The 16,239-nt window shown below is 63.8% G+C and carries 16 protein-coding genes and 1 pseudogene; 5 read left to right on the top strand and 12 right to left on the bottom strand.

Going from position 1 to position 16,239, the window contains the following annotated elements:
* Positions 1-6 precede the first annotated feature (6 nt).
* The 3 genes and pseudogenes from VF34_RS00595 to VF34_RS00605 form a co-directional block, all read right to left on the bottom strand.
* A pseudogene (locus VF34_RS00595) lies at positions 7-1,056 on the bottom strand (M48 family metallopeptidase).
* A gap of 117 nt (positions 1,057-1,173) precedes the next feature.
* Positions 1,174-1,938, bottom strand: coding sequence for a class I SAM-dependent methyltransferase (locus VF34_RS00600; RefSeq protein WP_045840632.1), 765 nt, complete (start codon positions 1,936-1,938; stop codon positions 1,174-1,176).
* Positions 1,935-2,495 (bottom strand): carboxymuconolactone decarboxylase family protein, encoded by a 561-nt coding sequence (locus tag VF34_RS00605; RefSeq protein ID WP_032373720.1) that lies wholly within the window; start codon positions 2,493-2,495, stop codon positions 1,935-1,937. Before VF34_RS00605 ends, VF34_RS00600 begins: the two co-directional genes overlap by 4 nt.
* Before the next feature lie 108 nt (positions 2,496-2,603).
* Here VF34_RS00605 and VF34_RS00610 point away from each other — a divergent pair, with 108 nt between their 5' ends.
* On the top strand, positions 2,604-3,533 hold the full coding sequence (locus tag VF34_RS00610; protein ID WP_082079112.1) for an ABC transporter substrate-binding protein: 930 nt from the start codon (positions 2,604-2,606) through the stop codon (positions 3,531-3,533).
* A 4-nt stretch (positions 3,534-3,537) separates the two neighbouring features.
* On the opposite strand, the gene VF34_RS00615 is transcribed toward VF34_RS00610, so the two are convergent.
* From VF34_RS00615 to urtA, 6 genes are all read right to left on the bottom strand, one after another.
* Positions 3,538-4,206: a GntR family transcriptional regulator gene (locus VF34_RS00615; protein ID WP_045840633.1), complete on the bottom strand. Its 669-nt coding sequence runs from the start codon at positions 4,204-4,206 to the stop codon at positions 3,538-3,540.
* Positions 4,207-4,217: 11 nt separating this feature from the next.
* On the bottom strand, positions 4,218-4,910 hold the full coding sequence (gene urtE, locus VF34_RS00620; protein ID WP_032373723.1) for an urea ABC transporter ATP-binding subunit UrtE: 693 nt from the start codon (positions 4,908-4,910) through the stop codon (positions 4,218-4,220).
* Complete coding sequence (urtD, locus tag VF34_RS00625) at positions 4,903-5,733, bottom strand: urea ABC transporter ATP-binding protein UrtD (protein ID WP_027498416.1); 831 nt, start codon at positions 5,731-5,733, stop codon at positions 4,903-4,905. Before urtD ends, urtE begins: the two co-directional genes overlap by 8 nt.
* Entirely contained in the window at positions 5,730-6,821 is a 1,092-nt protein-coding gene (urtC, locus tag VF34_RS00630) for an urea ABC transporter permease subunit UrtC (protein WP_027498415.1), read from the bottom strand. Before urtC ends, urtD begins: the two co-directional genes overlap by 4 nt.
* Positions 6,818-7,702 (bottom strand): urea ABC transporter permease subunit UrtB, encoded by an 885-nt coding sequence (gene urtB / locus VF34_RS00635; RefSeq protein ID WP_027498414.1) that lies wholly within the window; start codon positions 7,700-7,702, stop codon positions 6,818-6,820. Before urtB ends, urtC begins: the two co-directional genes overlap by 4 nt.
* A gap of 72 nt (positions 7,703-7,774) precedes the next feature.
* On the bottom strand, positions 7,775-9,052 hold the full coding sequence (gene urtA, locus VF34_RS00640; RefSeq protein ID WP_032369802.1) for an urea ABC transporter substrate-binding protein: 1,278 nt from the start codon (positions 9,050-9,052) through the stop codon (positions 7,775-7,777).
* A 181-nt stretch (positions 9,053-9,233) separates the two neighbouring features.
* Between urtA and VF34_RS00645 the strand changes: the two genes are divergently transcribed.
* The 3 genes from VF34_RS00645 to VF34_RS00655 all read left to right on the top strand — a co-directional run bounded on the left by VF34_RS00645 (position 9,234) and on the right by VF34_RS00655 (position 10,616).
* Entirely contained in the window at positions 9,234-9,446 is a 213-nt protein-coding gene (locus VF34_RS00645) for a helix-turn-helix transcriptional regulator (protein WP_027498412.1), read from the top strand.
* Positions 9,443-9,964, top strand: coding sequence for a hypothetical protein (locus VF34_RS00650; RefSeq protein ID WP_032373725.1), 522 nt, complete (start codon positions 9,443-9,445; stop codon positions 9,962-9,964). Before VF34_RS00645 ends, VF34_RS00650 begins: the two co-directional genes overlap by 4 nt.
* A 223-nt stretch (positions 9,965-10,187) precedes the next feature.
* Positions 10,188-10,616: a hypothetical protein gene (locus tag VF34_RS00655; protein WP_052053133.1), complete on the top strand. Its 429-nt coding sequence runs from the start codon at positions 10,188-10,190 to the stop codon at positions 10,614-10,616.
* A 97-nt stretch (positions 10,617-10,713) separates the two neighbouring features.
* On the opposite strand, the gene VF34_RS00660 is transcribed toward VF34_RS00655, so the two are convergent.
* From VF34_RS00660 to VF34_RS00670, 3 genes are all read right to left on the bottom strand, one after another.
* Complete coding sequence (locus tag VF34_RS00660; RefSeq protein ID WP_032373726.1) at positions 10,714-12,651, bottom strand: primary-amine oxidase; 1,938 nt, start codon at positions 12,649-12,651, stop codon at positions 10,714-10,716.
* Positions 12,648-14,087, bottom strand: coding sequence for a gamma-aminobutyraldehyde dehydrogenase (locus tag VF34_RS00665; RefSeq protein ID WP_032373727.1), 1,440 nt, complete (start codon positions 14,085-14,087; stop codon positions 12,648-12,650). The genes VF34_RS00660 and VF34_RS00665 overlap by 4 nt, the downstream gene beginning before the upstream one ends.
* Before the next feature lie 95 nt (positions 14,088-14,182).
* Positions 14,183-14,845: a TetR family transcriptional regulator gene (locus VF34_RS00670; protein ID WP_052053132.1), complete on the bottom strand. Its 663-nt coding sequence runs from the start codon at positions 14,843-14,845 to the stop codon at positions 14,183-14,185.
* Between the two features lie 70 nt (positions 14,846-14,915).
* Here VF34_RS00670 and mqo point away from each other — a divergent pair, with 70 nt between their 5' ends.
* Positions 14,916-16,238 carry a malate dehydrogenase (quinone) gene (gene mqo, locus VF34_RS00675; protein WP_052053131.1) on the top strand — a complete coding sequence of 441 codons (1,323 nt, stop codon included), beginning with the start codon at positions 14,916-14,918 and terminating at the stop codon, positions 16,236-16,238.
* Position 16,239 lies beyond the last annotated feature (1 nt).

Below are 16,239 nucleotides of genomic sequence, written 5' to 3' on the forward strand. Positions count from 1 at the left end.
GGGGCGCTAGGACTTTCGCCAGTGGTCGAATCGGCCCTTGATGTCCGACGCCACGTCGCCGATTCCGTTGCCGACGGCGTCGACCGCGCCGGTGAAGCCGCTGCCGATGTCGCGGACCGTCTTGATCAGCGGGTCCTCCGACGTGTCGAAGTTGTTCTTGTACGTGCGGGCCGCGTTACGGAACTCCTCCGACACCTTCGCCTCATGGTCGGTGGACCGGCGTGGGTAGTCGCCACGAAGGACCGCCGCGTACTCGCCGCTGTCGACCCACTTCTTCAGTTCCGCAGCTCGCAGCACCGAGAACGGGTGCGAGAGGAGTTCGAGATTGAGCAGCTTGAGCACGCCGTCGCGCAGGTCTCCACTGGCCTCGTACTCGGCGGCCTGAGCGAGGAAGGCGTCGACGTCGATTTCACTGATACGTGCGCCGCCCGCCAACTTGAGCTGCACGCTGATCGCGGTGTGCACGTCCTGTCCGCACAGCAAACCTGCTCTGTCGCCAGACAATTCGGATTTGCGCTGCCATTCCATCAGGCCTGCGATGACTGCGCGCAAGGCCCAGCCGCCCACCGGAACCCAGCCGACCGTGCCGGCGAGGCGCATCAGGTGCATGAGAACGGTGCGGTACACCGCGTGGCCGGACAGGGCGTGGCCCAGTTCGTGGCCGACGACGAATCGCTGTTCCTCGTAGGTCATGATGTCGAGCATGCCGGTGGTCAGGACGATGAACGGTCGATCCATCCCGATGGTGAACGCGTTGACCATCGGCGACTAAACCACGAACAGCTCCGGAGTTTCCTCCGCGCCGAGAATCTGCACACAATCGGCTCGAAGATCGTTCAGATCCTTGAACTGGCGTTCGTCGACGCGCACCGCGGTGGCCAAGTACATCAGGCGATGCTGTCTCTCGCGCAGCAGTCCGGACAGCGTTCGCAGCACCGTGTCGAAGCCCTTGAGGGTACGAAGAGTGACCAAGGCTGCTCGGTCCGAAGGATGTTCCCAAGTGCGAGAGGAGATATCGGGAAACTCGATACGAGTACGGTCCGGTGCGTGTGTCACTGCGTGGCTCCCAGTCTGATCGGTCTGTTTGCCAAAGTATCAGTAAAAAGCCCTTCCGGTTCGTTCTTGACCACGGTCAGGTCTCGCATCGCCGGGGGTACAGCAGGGTCGGTAGCGCTAATTCTTGGTGGCACTGACGAATTGGGCGAGACCGCGGATGTCCTGCTCGATGTCGGTCATGCCCGCAGCAGCGAACATCTCGGTGAACTGCCCCTTCGGGAACATGCGTACCCCGACGGCGGCAGATCCCAGGCCGACGACGGTACGCAGCGGTGCCAGGCCCAGTTCACAGCTGGTCATGATGGCGATGCGTCCACCCGGTCGCAGGACGTGGATGAGCTCGTCGACCACCTGCAGTGGATGTGGCACGAGATACAGTGCGGCATAACAGCATACGGCGTCGAATGTCGCGTCGGCGTACGGGAGTTCGGCCGCATCGCCGCGAACGTATGCCGCACGCGGCCCCCGATTGTCGCGCACTGCGCGAGCGATCATGGCCTCGGAGATATCGAAGCCGACGGCGATACCGTCCTCGGTCAGCTGCTCCGACAGGAACCTGGTGAAGTTGCCGGGGCCGCACGCGACGTCCAGGACTCGCTGTGGCCCGTGTAACCGCAATTCGGCGACGGCCTTGGCGCGTTCGGCGGACATGGGCAGCCCGCCGATGCCCATCATCGATACTCCGAACGGGCGCCACATGTTCTCGTAGATCGCCGCGACACCGCGGTTGTTCATCGCTCGGCTGGCCATCGTCGGATTGGGGGCTTTGGCGTCGCCCATGAGTTCGACGTAGCCGCCGTCGATCCGGGCGCTCGTGCGCACCGACTCCGGTTCGATCATCGCCAGAGCGCGGCGCAGTGCAGTCTCGGGTGTCTCGTTCATCGTCGTGGCGGCCGGTCGCCGTAGTCGCGTTCGACGCGGAGGGTGCCCAATGTGGTTGCCAGCCCGTCGTATTGGGTGACCAGCAAGACGAATTCGATGAGGCGACGTTCGTCGAAGTGGGTCGCCAGTTCGGACCACGTGGCGTCGGTGAGCGTCTTGGTCTCGATCAGCTCGTCGACGGTAGTGAGGATGGTGCGGTAGCGAGTCGACAGCCCAGGGGCGTGCGGGCCGGTCATGATCAGCTCGAGCAGGTCTCGGTCGATGCCGGCTCGACGGCCCAGGCGGATGTGGTGGTCCATCTCGTATGCCGATTCGCGCAGGTGCGCCACCCGGAGAATCACCATTTCCGATTCCTTGCGGGAGATCTTTCCGCCCGGCATCAGATGGCCGCTGTAGAACAGCCACGCCCGGTACAGGCCACCGGTTCGACCGAGAGTGGTGAACAGGTGGGGGTTGGGGACTCCCGCGCCCTTGGCGATGACCTTGCAGATGACCCAGTTGACGGGGCCGAGGGTGCGTGCGGTACCGGACGGAATGCGTGGAGTGGTCACGATCACATCTTACCGACTGGTAGCTCCGCCGTCCGGGGACGAGGTTCGCAACGCGCTAGAGGGTAGGCTAACCTTTTTTGTGTCTCGCATTGTTCAACCCGGAGGTCCCTCGAAGTGGTGCAGTTCAAGCTCGGTCTGACAGCGTTGGCCATCACCGCGCTCGCGGTGGCGGCAGGAGCGACGGCATGCTCGTCGGCCGATACCGCCGACGGGTCCGCCGGCGAAGCGACTCGAACGGTCGAGACCGTTCGAGGCTCGATCGACGTTCCCGACAATCCTCTGCGGGTCGTCACCCTGGAACCGGTGGAACTCGACACCACGGTCGCGCTCGGCATCGTGCCCGTCGGCACGGCGGTGCTCAGCGAAACCGCCGGTGTGCCGGCCTATCTCGGTACGGAAGCGGCCGGCATCGCCACGGTCGGCACGGTGGCCGAACCGACCATCGAGGACATTGCTGCCGCGCAACCCGACCTCATTCTGGGGACGGAGACTCGGCACGCGCAGTACTACGACCAACTCTCCGCCATCGCGCCGACGGTGTTCATCGCCTCCCAGTCCGATCCGTGGCGCGACAGTGTCCGATTCGTCGGGCGTGTTCTCGGCAAGGAGGCGAAGGCCGAGGAACTGCTCACCGCATACGACGACCGGTGCGCCCAGATCGCCGAAAAGCGCGACACCGCTGGGAAGACAGCGCAATTGATCAGGCCGCGCAGTGGTGAGCTGACCCTGTACGGGCCGTCGTCGTTCGCCGGAAGCACACTCGAATGCGCCGGATTCACCACCCCGCCGCGGCCGGAATGGGCCGACGAGATCTCGGTCGACCTCTCGCCCGAGCTCGCGGCTCAGGCGGCCGCGGACCTGATCGTCGTCACCGCCGACAACCCGTCGGACCCCGCCGCCATCCCGGCGTCGATCACCGCTAACGCTGCGACACTGCCCAATCCGCATGCGGTGGACCTGTCGTACTGGATCACCGGCGTCGGGCCCATGGGCGGACAAACCGTGCTCGACGACATCGACCGAATCTTGTCGGATGCCAACTGACGCGTCAGATTCGGACCGCGCCGGCCAGTGCCGCGGCCTGACGGGCGCGCTCGACCACTCGGTCGCGGGACGAATCGATATGTGCAACAAGCATATCCAGCGCCGTGTCCAGCTGCCCGGCCAGTAGGTGCTCGACGATCGCGAGATGTTCATCGATCGCCGAGACCACGGCCGAGGCGTCGAGACCACCGAGAATGCGCACGGGCCGCACCTTGGCGTTGACGGCGCACAGGGCCTCGGTCAAAGCCGCATTGCCCGACGCGGCCGACAACGCGACATGGAACTGCTCGTCCATGGCGACCATGTCGTCGGTGGTCTCCGGTGGGTGCGCACGCAACCCGGCCCACGTCGCCGCCAACGCCGACAAGGCCGCCCGATCGAAGGACTGCGGCGTCGAGCGAGTGATTCCGCGGGACTCGAGAGTCGACCGCAGTTCGTACAGATCCGGTAGGTCGCCGAGCCGGGGACGATAGGGATGCAGACCGGCCTCGTCGCGCACGACCAGACCGTCGGCTTGCAGACGTGCCAGCGCCTCCCGCACAGGCGTGCGCGAGACGCCGTACAGCTCGGCGAGACGCTCCTCGCCGAGCCGTTCCGTGGAGCCGATCGCACCGGAGATCAGATCCCGGCGCAGTGACGAATAGACCTTCTCGCGAAGGTCCTTGCGCGGCACGATACGCCCGGTCAGATCGCCATGGCTGCGCGCACGTCGGCCTCGGAATCGGATCCGCCCACACCGGTGGACGTGATCCGGCCGGCCTCGAGAATGTAGTACTTCTGGGCAGATTCCAATGCGAAGCCGATGTGCTGCTCCACCAACAGAACTCCGAGACCGCCGCGGCGGGTGAGCTCGATGACGGTGCGCTCGATCTCGGCGACGACCGACGGCTGAATACCCTCGGTCGGCTCGTCGAGAATCAGCATCCGCGGTTCGGTGATCAATGCTCGTGCGATGGCGAGCTGTTGGCGCTGGCCGCCGGACAGCAGGCCGGCTCTGCGATTCAGCAATTCCTTCAGCGCCGGAAAGAGGTCGAGTGCCTCGTCGATCAGTGCCTTGCCGCGCTTGCGCCCGTCGGCCACCACCTGCAGATTCTCCGCTGTCGTCAACTGACCGAACGACTGCTGGCCCTGTGGCACGTACGCCAGTCCGCGGGCGACGCGGGCGCTGGGCCGCAACGCACTGACGTCCTCACCGTCGAACATGACCTTGCCCGAGTTCACTTTCAACAGCCCGACCGCCGCGCGCAGCAGCGTCGTCTTGCCCGCACCGTTGTGGCCCATCACCGCCGCGACACCGTCGGCCGGAACCGTCAGCGACGCACCGTGAACGACCTCGCTGCGGCCGTAACCTGTTCTGACGTCGACCAGTTCAAGCATGATCGGCTCCCTCTTCTGCGATGTGCTCGAGTTCCTCGCCCGCCGCGGCGGTGCCGAGGTAGACCTGCTGAACCTTCGGATCGGCCTGCACCTCGGCCACGGTGCCCTCGGCCAGAACGCGTCCGGCCGCCAGTACTGTCACCGAGGTCGCGAACATCCGCATGAAGTCCATGTCGTGCTCCACCACCACCACGGTCCGTTCACCGCCGATGCGTTGCAGCAGCTGGCCCGTCTCCTCACGTTCCTCGTGGCTCATGCCGGCGACCGGCTCGTCGAGAAGGAGCACATCGGCGTTCTGCACCAACAACATTCCGATCTCTAGCCACTGCTTCTGGCCGTGCGCCAGAATTCCTGCGGCCTTGTCTCTCTGGGCCGTCAGGCCGATCGTCTCGAGGGCCTCCTCGATCTGCGGCAGAACCGATGCCCGACGGCGCAACATCGTCAGCACGGATCGTCCGGACCCAGCGGCGATGTCCAGGTTCTGCAGCACCGTCAAATTTTCGAAGATGCTGGCCGTCTGGAAGGTTCGACCGATACCGAGCCGGGCGATCTGATGCACCTTCTTGCCCAGCAGTTCCACTCCGGACTTGGTGACAGAGCCGGTGGCCGGAACGAGACCGGTGATGGCGTCGATCAGCGTGGTCTTGCCGGCTCCGTTCGGTCCGATGAGGAAGCGAAGATCGCCCTGCATCAGCGTCAGATCGACGTTGGTGTTGGCCTTGAAGCCGTCGAAACTGACTGTCAGATCGCGGACTTCGAGGTACTGACTGGACATGCCGGCGTTGCCGCCGAACGTGGGCTGCGGGCCTTCGACATGGATCATCGTGCGAGCTCTTTCTCTGGTTCCGCGCTGGCCTCGGGGACCGATTCGGGCTCTTTCTTTCGCTTGCGCAGTGCGAAGAGTCCGGCGATGCCGGCGGGGAAGAATCCGACGACCACGACGAACAGCAGACCCTGCGCGTACGTCCAACCGGACGGGAACTGCTCGGACAGCGTGGTCTGCGCCCACGCGACTCCGAGCGCGCCGAGAACCGGGCCGAGCAGAGTGGTGCGGCCGCCGATGGCGACGCCGATGAGAAACGCGATGGACGGAACGATGCCGACGTCGTTGGGGGAGATGATGCCGACAATCGGGACGAACAGCGCCCCGGCGAGACCGGCGAAGAACGCTGCGGCGACGTACGCGACGATCTTCACGTTCGCCGGGTCGTAGCCGAGGAAGCGCACTCGCTCTTCCTGATCGCGGACGGCCACCAGTAGTTCGCCGTAGCGCGAGTACATCAGCTGGCGGGTGATGGCGACGACCACGAGCAGTACGCCGGCAGCGATGAAGAACAGCATCTGCTTGTTGGCGGGGTCGTTGAGGTTGAACCCGAAAAACGTGCGGAACCTGTTGAGCCCGTTGGATCCACCGGTGGTCTGCTGTCCGATGAGCAGGATCGCGAAGGCGGCGGCCAGTGCCTGACTGAGGATCGCGAAGTACGCGCCCTTGACGCGACGCTTGAACACGCCGAGGCCGAGCACCAGCGCCACCAGTGCCGGCACGAACAGGATGCCCAGGATCGTCGTGATGGGCGAGGTGAACGGCAGCCAGTACGAGGGCAATTCACGGATGCCGGCGATGGACATGAAGTCCGGTACCGCGTCGCCGCGCAGATCGGCGTCGGAGATCTTCAGATGCATGGCCATGATGTAGGCACCGATGCCGAAGAAGACACCCTGGCCGAGGGTGAGCATTCCGCCTCGGCCCCAGGCCAATCCGATACCGACAGCCACGATTGCGTAGCAGATGAACTTGCCCAGCAGATTCAACCGGAAGTCGCTGAGGACAGCGGGCGCCACAGCGAACAACAGGATTGCGGCGAGCGCGAAACCCAGCAGAGCGCCGCGCTTGGCGATGAACTCGCTCATACCAGGCTCCTTGTCTTGACGGCGAACAAGCCCTGCGGGCGGGCCTGGAGGAAGATCACGATGAGGACGAAGACGATGACCTTCGCGATCGAGGCCGTGGTGCTGTATTCGATGAACGAGTTGAGGATTCCGAGTGCGAAGGCGGCGATCACCGCGCCCTTGATCTGGCCGAGTCCACCGACGACGACCACCAGGAAAGCGTCGATCAGATAACTCTGTCCCACAGTGGAACTCGTGGATCCGATCAGAGTCAGTGCCACGCCCGCGACGCCCGCCAAACCGGAGCCGAGGAAGAACGTCGAGATGTCGGTCCTGCGGCTCGAGATGCCCGACGTTTCCGCGAGATCGCGGTTCTGCACCACCGCGCGGATGCGTCGACCCATGGCGGTCTTCTTCAGCGCGATCGACAGTGCGACAACGGCGACGACCGCCAGCACCAGAATGAAGATTCGGGTCTTGGGCACCACGGCACCGAGAATGTCGACGCCGCCGCTGAGCCATTCCGGGGAGACGACGTTGACCGCCGGGGCACCGAAGATGTCGCGGGCGAGCTGCTGCAGGATGAGCCCGACGCCGAACGTGACGAGCAGGGTGTCCAGTGGACGGTGGTACATGCGCTGGATCAGCGTCACCTCGAGCAGCACACCCATTGCGCCGCCGACGAGGAAGCCGACGATCAGCGAGATGAACAGTGATGCACCGCCGGTCGAGACGATCTGCTGCACAACGTAGGCCGTGTACGAGCCGGCCATGATGAACTCGCCGTGTGCCATGTTGATGACGCCCATCTGACCGAACGTCAGTGAGAGCCCGAGGGCGGCGAGCAAGAGAATGGATCCGATCGACAGGCCGGTGAACAACTGTCCGATCACGACGTCCATGGGGGAGCTCCTTCGGAGCATGTGAGTGGAACTTCGTAGCAGGCTACGAAGTTCCACTCACATGGGTGGTGGTCAGTTGAGGTCGGAGGCCCAGTCGTAGGTCTCGAGGAACGGGTCGGGAGCGATGGCCTCGGGGGACTCCCACACCGTGTAGATCAAGCCGTCGGGCCGGATCTCACCGATGCGGGCGGTCTTGGAGATGTGGTGGTTGTCGCCGTCGATGACGACCTCGCCCTCGGGAGCGGCGAAGCTGACACCGTCGGCTGCAGCCTGAATGTCGGCCACCGCGAACGAATTTGCCTTCTCGACGGTGTTCTTCCACAGGTATACCGAGGTGTACGCGGCTTCCATGGGGTCCGAGGTGGGCTTGTCGGCACCGTACTTCGCCTTGTAGTCGGCGACGAACTTGGTGTTCTCCGGGCTGTCGACGGTCTGGTAGTAGTTCCAGGCAGTCAGCTGGCCCGCGATGTTCGCGGCTCCGATTCCCGCCACCTCTTCCTCGGCGATGGACACCGAGATGACCGGCATGTCAGCAGCTTTGAGGCCGGCGTTGGTGTACTCACGGAAGAATGCGACGTTGGAATCACCGTTGAGCGTGTTGAACACGGCGTCGGCGTCGGCGGAGCGGACCTTGTTGACGATGGTGGAGAAGTCCGTAGAACCGAGCGGGGTGTAATCCTCGCCCTTGATCTCGATACCGTTGGCGGCCGCATATGCCTTGATCTCGCGGTTGGCGGTCTGCGGGAACACGTAGTCGCTGCCCACCAGGTAGAGGGACTTGACGCCCTTCTCCTTCAGGTAGTCCAGGGCCGGGATGATCTGCTGGTTGGTGGTGGCTCCGGTGTAGAAGATGTTCTTCGACGCCTCGAGGCCCTCGTACTGCACGGGGTAGTAGAGGAGTGCGTCGTTGTCCTCGAACACCGGCAGCATCGCCTTGCGCGACGATGACGTCCAGCCACCGAAAACTGCTGCGACACAGTCGCTGCTGATGAGTTTCTCGGCCTTCTCGGCGAACACGGTCGGCTCGGATGCGCCGTCCTCTGCGACGACCTCGATCTGCTTTCCGTTGACGCCACCGGCCGCGTTGATCTGCTCGACGGCCAGTGCGATCGAATCACGCACTGTCACTTCGCTGATCGCCATCGTGCCGGACAGGGAGTTGAGCGAGCCGACCTTGATGGTGTCACCGGAGGTGTCCACACACGAGGTGGACGAGCCTCCGCCGCCCTCGGCGGTGGTGGTGTCGCTCGCCTTGCTACCGCATGCAGTGGCAACCAGGCTCAATGCAGCCAGTGCTGCGGGAACGACCATGACGCGCTTGACGGACATGCGCTTCGAGACAGCAGGCATCTACGGCCCTTTCGGAAAGTGTGTATACGGAGATGTATTCGCGATTGCGAACAGTAAAGGCAACTTATTGCGTTGGTATTTTCTGCGGTGACGAGTCTGTTTCTCGCGTTACGAGTAGGTAAAGGCGAGCGAATGACAAGACTGCTTGACATTTCATGACAAGCAGAGTTGACTTTTTGTCATGCCCGGATCCAACAACGTTCGCGCGCATCGCAAACAGGCACGCATCACGCAGGCCGAACTCGGCACCATCTGCGGAGTCAGCCGGCAGAGCATCGTCTCCGTCGAGGGCGGCGACTACGCACCGAGCGTGTACCTGGCACTGCGACTGGCCCGAGCACTCGACACGACAGTCGAAACACTGTTCGGCGACGACGAAGGGAAACGAACATGAGCGCATTCACCAAAGCTGCCCGCTTCGTGGGAGACCTGGACGACGACTTCTACGCCGACGAACTGCAACGCGACATCTACAACGAGGCCTCGGCCGTCGGCTTGCAGTGTTTGCTGTGGATTGGGTTCATCTCGGCGGCGATCCTGCCGTACGCGGCGGGTGTCACCGGGGCATGGATCGCAATCGGGATCATCGTCACTCTCCTTGCTGTCTCCTACGTGGTAATTGGGTACGCCCGAGCTCGGGGGGTCGAAGTGCAGAGCGCTCAGCAATGGCTCCGCGCGAGATTTGCGGTCTTCATCGTTCTGTACTTGCTGGGTGTGGGTGGAGCGTTCGTACGGCTGCTCGGTCGCTACGTGAGCGGCGATCTCGGGTCCGTCTGGATCGGGGCGGCTATCGGTGTACCGCTGGGGATCGCCGGCGCTGTAGTGGGCGTCAAGCGCAAGCAGCGGAAACAGCGAAAGGCCGAGCATGCTGCGGAGCTGGCCGAGCAGCGGGCTTTCGATACGGACGAATGAATTTGGTCTCGAATGTGTCGCACGATCTGTTACAGGGTGCAAGGATGCGTAAAGGCTTAGGTTGGACCGTCTCCGTTTCGCAGATTTGCAGGCCGGAGGGTATGTTCTGACCGATGACATCGCGATTTCCCGGTGTTGCGGCTGTAGGGGTGCTGTTCGGCGGCGGTTTCGGTAACGCGGACGGATGCACGTTCGATGTAAAGGGAGGCTCGGGTGGACGGCGATGACGACGTGTAATACCAATCCGTCCTCCGTCGCGCCACGAAGTACCAACGAGACCGTGTCGGGCGTCCACCTTCCGGTGGAGCATGCAAACAGGGAAGTCGAGACCGTGCGCAGAGAAAAGAGCTACCTCAGACTCGTAGGGTCGAGCACTCCCACGATCGAGGTTCTGGGCGGCCCCAGAACCATCACCGTCGATGTGGACAACGTTTTTCCGGGTCAGGTATGCGAGGTCCTGCACAACGGCATGCTGTCGCTGAGCCCACGCGTCGTCGTGGAAGACAACGCGACAAGCATCACGATCACCACGTTCGCGCTCAAGCCGGGTGAGTACAACGTCTCGCTGCGTCTGGACGGACGCCTGGATTGCGTCACCGAATCGCAGACTGCTGTCGTCGGCGAGCAGTTCGAGGTTCGGCGCAGCTCCTAAACCTCGGCTCATAGGACAGCGAAGCGGCGCGTAGCTCAGGTGAGCTACGCGCCGCTTCGCTTCGTTGTCGGTCCTCGCTGCCGTCGGGTCGCGCCAGTCAGTGACAGGTGCTGCCGGGATCGGTGTGGCAGTGCTTCGGCTCCGATGGTGCGACGTCGAGCGAGGGGTTGCGGTCGAAGAAGCCGAAAGGCTTGAGCCAGAACGAGACGGTGTCGGACGGCATCACCGGCCAGTCCTCGGGCCTGGTGATGTGATGGATGCCGAAGGTGTACCAGACCACCACATCGGTGTTCTCGATCGAACGGTTCTTCTCGGTCCACTCGGGGAGGCCATGGTCGACGCCACTCTGATTGACGAACTCGCCACTGGGCCAACGCTCGTCGGGTGAATTGGGCGTGACCCATACGGTGTGACCGATCACCTGGGAACGCTGGAAGATCGGCGACGCCGGATCGAACATCGCCGGAATCGCCGAGCCGGGCACCAACTTGTACGCGGGCCGGGTGCCGAGACCGTTGGTGACGTTGTCGTTGACCACCTTCCACGCCTTCTGCGTGTTCCAGTCGTAATCCTGCTTGCCCTCGGACTCGGTGGTGAGCGGGGTGTTCACTTGCGTCAGGGCCAGGCCGTACGGATTGTCGGGACCCATCGGAACCATCTGGGTCTGGCTGGAATAGACGGTGTTCTCGGTGCCGTCGATGTCCAGATCGAGCCGGGCGACCAGGAAGTGCTGGTGGTACGGCGCATACGTGCGATTGTCGATCAGCGTGCCCGACGGATGGGTGCCGCCCTCGTCGAAGTGGGTGACGACCATGATGCCGGTGGCGCGCACCTCGCACTCGATGTTGCCGTCCTGGTAGAAGCGCCAGTAGACGAGATACTCGTAGTTGGCGACGGTGGCGTGGAAGCTGACGGTGAGACGGCGCATCCGACGCACCTCTGCCCCGGCGTCGTGATCGACGTGCTTCCACAGCACCGCGTTGTCTTCCTCGTGGATGCAGATCGCGTTGGTGATCGTGTACGGCTCGCCTTTGCTGTTGTGCAGCACGGCATCGAGGTACCGGATCTCACCGAGGCAGTCGCAGCCGAGCTCGAGCGAGGTGGTCATGAAGCCCAGGCCCCACTCGCCGATGTCGAATGCGGTGCGCCGATAGTGATCCTCGGTGTGGTCACGATACGGAACGATCATCTCCGCGAACGACATTCGGTTCGCGACGGATCGCACGTTCCCGTTGTCGCCGTAGGTGACGGCGTGCAGCGTCATGCCCTCGCGGTAGTTGAACCCCACGCGCAGCGACCAGTTCTGCCACGTCAGCTTGTTTCCGTCCAGCTCGAACGACGGGCCGTCCGGCTGGGTGATCTCGAGCGGCTTCAGCGGCGGACGGCTGCTGGCGTTCCGGATGCGCTCCGGAATATGGCGGGGCACGTACTCGCCCATGATCTCCGGCCGCTCGACACGGTAGGTGTCCTCGATTTCGAGCAGTTCCATCGTGTTGGCGTCGATGACGCAGTGGAAGCCGCCCACCGGCCCCGCGTACGGATTGGCACCCTCTGCGGCTTTGACCCACGTGTCGGACCAGCCCAGGCGTCGACCCTTGTATTTCTCGGGCGTCACCGCCTCGCCGTACGTCCAGGTGTCCATGAACACCAGATCAAGATCGGTGATGCCTCGATCGGCAAGCGCGGCAATCACATCGGGGTGTGCACGCAGCGCCGCGTCGGCCTCTTCCCACTCGTCGACGGTGAAGTTGGGCTGCACGTCCGGGATGTGGGTCCAGGATTCGGTGCTCCTGTTGTCCAGTGACACCACGGCTTTGAACGTGCTGTTCTCGGCGCGGTTCAACACCACCGAGACTGCGCGACGGGCGGGGACTGTACCGTCCGCATCGAATGCGGCGACCTCGGACTTGGACGGTTCGATCATCTCGATCGAGGCGAATCGCCACCCGTCGCCGACACCGTGTTCCCGGCCCAGAACCTCGGCGACGGTAGAGAACTCGTCGCTCGAGAGTGGGTCCAGGGGATGGAATGTCATCGAAGAGTCTCCGTCGAGCTCATCACGTGCTTGATGCGGGTGTAATCGTCCACGCCGTAGGCCGAGAGGTCCTTGCCGTAACCGGAGTACTTGAAGCCGCCGTGCGGCATCTCGGCCACCAACGGGATGTGGCAGTTGACCCAGACGGCACCGAAGTCCAGAGCCGCCGAAATGCGAAGCGTGCGGGCGTGATCGGACGTCCAGACGCTCGAAGCGAGACCGAAGTCGACGTCGTTGGCCAGCTCGATCGCCTCTGCCTCGTCGGAGAACTTCTGCACCGTCAGCACCGGGCCGAACGTCTCCTCCTGCACGATGGGATCGGCTTGCTGCACGCCCGTGATGATCGTGGGCTCGTAGAAGAATCCCTTGTCGCCGATACGCTTTCCGCCGGTGACGATGGTGGCGTGCGCGCCGATACCGTCGACCTTGGAGCTGACCTGGCCGAAGTGGTTGACGTTGTTCAACGGGCCGAGGAAGGTGTCGGGGTCGTCGGGCAATCCGACCTTCAGTGTCTTCGCCTTGGCGACGAGTGCGTCGACGAGCGAGTCGTGTACCGACTCGTGAACCAACACGCGAGTGACCGCCGTGCAGTCCTGGCCGGCGTTGAAGAACGCGGCCTCGGCGATGCCGTCGGCGGCCTTGGTGATGTCGACGTCGTCGAACACGATGGCCGGTGCCTTGCCGCCCAGTTCGAGGTGCGCGCGCTTGAGCTGCTTGGCGGCGGCGACGGCGACGGCGATGCCTGCCCGCACGGAACCGGTGATCGAGACCAGGCCGGGCCTCTTGTGTTCGACGATGGCTGCGCCGGTGCCGCCGTTGCCGAGCACGATGTTCAGCACACCGTCGGGGACGATGCCCTTCGACAATTTCGCCAGCACCAGGGTGCTCTCGGGGGTGGTGTCGCTCGGCTTGAGAACGACGGTGTTGCCGGCCGCGAGGGCAGGCCCGATCTTCCAGATCGCCATCATGAACGGGTAGTTCCACGGCGTCACCTGCCCCACGACGCCGATCGGCTCGCGGCGTACGTACGAGGTGAACCCGTCCATGTACTCGCCGGCCGACTTGCCTTCGAGCATCCGTGCAGCCCCGGCGAAGAACCGAATCTGATCTGCTCCGACGGTGACTTCCTCGGCGGCGATGGTGGCCTTCGGCTGACCGGTGTTACGACTCTGCGCCTCGACGATCTCGTCGCTGTGGGCCTCGATGGCATCGGCGAGCTTCAGCAGTACCTTCTGCCGCTCACTCGGAGTCGTCTTGCCCCAGGTCTCGAAAGCTTTGGCGGCAGCCGACATTGCGGCATCGACATCGGCAGCATCGGAAATCGGGGCTCGAGCGACCACCGACTCGTCCACCGGACTGACGACATCGAGCATCTCGGTACCCGAGGGCGTCACGAATGCCCCGTCGATGTAGTTCTGCAGGACAGGCACCGTCATCACAACCCCTAGCGTCGACTATTTCGGTTCTGCAAAGCCTGCACCCGCGGACGAGACTTTGCCACCCGACAAGATGTACACGACGATGCGAGTAATCAGGACGAAACGTCAGTCTCCTCGGCCAGCGCCCTGACACCGGCGATGTAGGTGTCCAGCCCGAGCTTCTCGAACGCCGTCCGCGCGCTGACGTCGCTCAGATACGAGGCTGCGGCGAGGATATTGGGAAACTCGTCGGGATTGAGGGAGTTCATCGTTTCCGCCACCTCGTGTTCGACGTGTGCCCGACGCTCCGGCTCGACTTCGACACCCGTGAACAGCGGCTCCGTGATCAACGAAATGGCGACTCGAACGCCGTGACGGGCCAGCTGGGTGGCGTCGTACAGGGAGAAACCGGCCTCGCCGAGAAGTTTCAGGCTGAGCTCCATCGCCGCTCTGCTGTTGGGGGAGAACAGCATTCGTGGAACGACGATGGTCGCTGCTCCGGGATGTGCGCGCAAGGCGCGCATGAAGTCCTCGAGCACGGTGCGCAGTTGCTCCCACCACGTCGCCGTGGGGTCGACGGTGATCTCGAGATCCTGGCAGACGCGGTCGCCCATGGCGTCGAGCAGTTCGTCCTTGTTCTTCACATGCCAGTAGATCGCCATGGGAGAGACACCGAGTTCGGTGGCGATCTTGCGGATGGTGAGCGAGTCGAGTCCGCGTCGGTACGCGACTTCGAGCGCGGCGTCGACGACGGCAGTCCTGGTCAAGCGAGGCACCGGCAGAACTATACATGCGTACGAGTCGGTGTTAGCGTGACTTGTACTTAGTACGAGAAAGGGGTGCGCGATGGATGACGTCATCCTCGTCGGCGGTGGGGTGATGAGCGCGACGCTCGGCACGCTGCTGCAACGTGTGGAGCCGACCTGGTCGATTCGGGTCCTCGAACGATTGCCCGAGGTAGCGATGGAAGCCTCCGACGGGTGGAACAATGCCGGGACCGGCCACGCCGGCCTGTGCGAAACCAACTACACGACGGAGAGAGTCGACGGCTCCGTCGATATCGACCGGGCCGTCGCGATCGCCGAGCAGTTCGCCGTGACGCGACGCTTCTGGTCGACGCTGGCCGACACCAGCTTCGTACGTTCGGTGCCGCACATGACCCTGGTGCAGGGGGCGGAGAACGTCCGATCGCTGCAGGCCAGGCATCGAGCGTTGACCGCGCATCCGCTGTTTCGAGCCATGGAGTACACCGAAGATGCTGCGGTACTGGACGAGTGGGCACCGCTGGTGTCGGCGGGACGAACAGGCGACTGGGCCGCCACCCGAGATGCGACCGGAACCGACGTCGACTTCGGTGCACTGACGCGGCAGTTGCTGGGGGACATGAGTGGACGTGGTGCGCGCGTGGAGACCGGGCGGGAGGTGACCGGGATGAGTCAGGAACGGGACGGATCCTGGTCCCTGCGAGTGCGCGGTGGCCGATCGATCGAGCGCGCGCGCTTCGTGTTCGTCGGTGCCGGTGGCTGGGCTCTGAAGCTGTTGCGCACAGCAGGGATTCCCGAGGCCCGCGGTTATGGACTACTACCGATCAGCGGGCAGTTCTTGCGTTGTGATCGGCCCGAGGTGGTCGACAGACACGACGCGAAGGTCTACGGAACTCCGCCCATCGGAGCGCCTCCGATGTCGGTGCCCCATCTCGACACCCGCATCGTCGACGGGCGGCGGTCCATACTCTTCGGACCGTACGCCGGCGCGAATCCTCGGTTTCTGAAACACGGATCGTGGCTCGACTTCCCGACGTCGATCGACCGGCACAACATCGGTTCACTGCTGTCGATGGCAGGCAACAACACGCCGTTGATAGGTCTGCTGCTGTCGGAATTGACGGCCACCCGAGCCAAGAAGATCGCTGCGTTGCGCCAATTCGTACCGAATGCCGATCCGTCGGACTGGTCCGTGGTCCCCGCCGGACAGCGCGCCCAGATCGTCGTGAACGGGCAATTGCGTTTCGGCACGGAGGTGATCGCGTCGCAGGACGGCTCCATCGCCGCCGTTCTCGGCGCATCGCCCGGCGCCTCCACCGCTGTTCCCATCATGCTGGAAGTATTGGGTCGATGTTTTCCGGAGCGCCAGTGGAATGGTCGACTGCAAGAGATGCTCAGCGGATAGC

The sequence above is a fragment of the Rhodococcus sp. PML026 genome, from assembly GCF_000963615.1.
GTDB lineage: Bacteria > Actinomycetota > Actinomycetes > Mycobacteriales > Mycobacteriaceae > Rhodococcoides > Rhodococcoides fascians.

Bases quoted from the DNA above. Each gene is read 5' to 3' on its own strand.
- VF34_RS00650 (WP_032373725.1), top strand. From the start codon at position 9,443: ATGAGCGCATTCACCAAAGCTGCCCGCTTCGTGGGAGACCTGGACGAC.
- urtA (WP_032369802.1), bottom strand. From the start codon at position 9,052: ATGCCTGCTGTCTCGAAGCGCATGTCCGTCAAGCGCGTCATGGTCGTT.
- VF34_RS00660 (WP_032373726.1), bottom strand. From the start codon at position 12,651: ATGACATTCCATCCCCTGGACCCACTCTCGAGCGACGAGTTCTCTACC.
- urtB (WP_027498414.1), bottom strand. From the start codon at position 7,702: ATGGACGTCGTGATCGGACAGTTGTTCACCGGCCTGTCGATCGGATCC.
- urtC (WP_027498415.1), bottom strand. From the start codon at position 6,821: ATGAGCGAGTTCATCGCCAAGCGCGGCGCTCTGCTGGGTTTCGCGCTC.
- VF34_RS00600 (WP_045840632.1), bottom strand. From the start codon at position 1,938: ATGAACGAGACACCCGAGACTGCACTGCGCCGCGCTCTGGCGATGATC.
- urtE (WP_032373723.1), bottom strand. From the start codon at position 4,910: ATGCTTGAACTGGTCGACGTCAGAACAGGTTACGGCCGCAGCGAGGTC.
- VF34_RS00655 (WP_052053133.1), top strand. From the start codon at position 10,188: ATGACGACGTGTAATACCAATCCGTCCTCCGTCGCGCCACGAAGTACC.
- VF34_RS00645 (WP_027498412.1), top strand. From the start codon at position 9,234: ATGCCCGGATCCAACAACGTTCGCGCGCATCGCAAACAGGCACGCATC.
- mqo (WP_052053131.1), top strand. From the start codon at position 14,916: ATGGATGACGTCATCCTCGTCGGCGGTGGGGTGATGAGCGCGACGCTC.
- VF34_RS00665 (WP_032373727.1), bottom strand. From the start codon at position 14,087: ATGACGGTGCCTGTCCTGCAGAACTACATCGACGGGGCATTCGTGACG.
- urtD (WP_027498416.1), bottom strand. From the start codon at position 5,733: ATGATCCATGTCGAAGGCCCGCAGCCCACGTTCGGCGGCAACGCCGGC.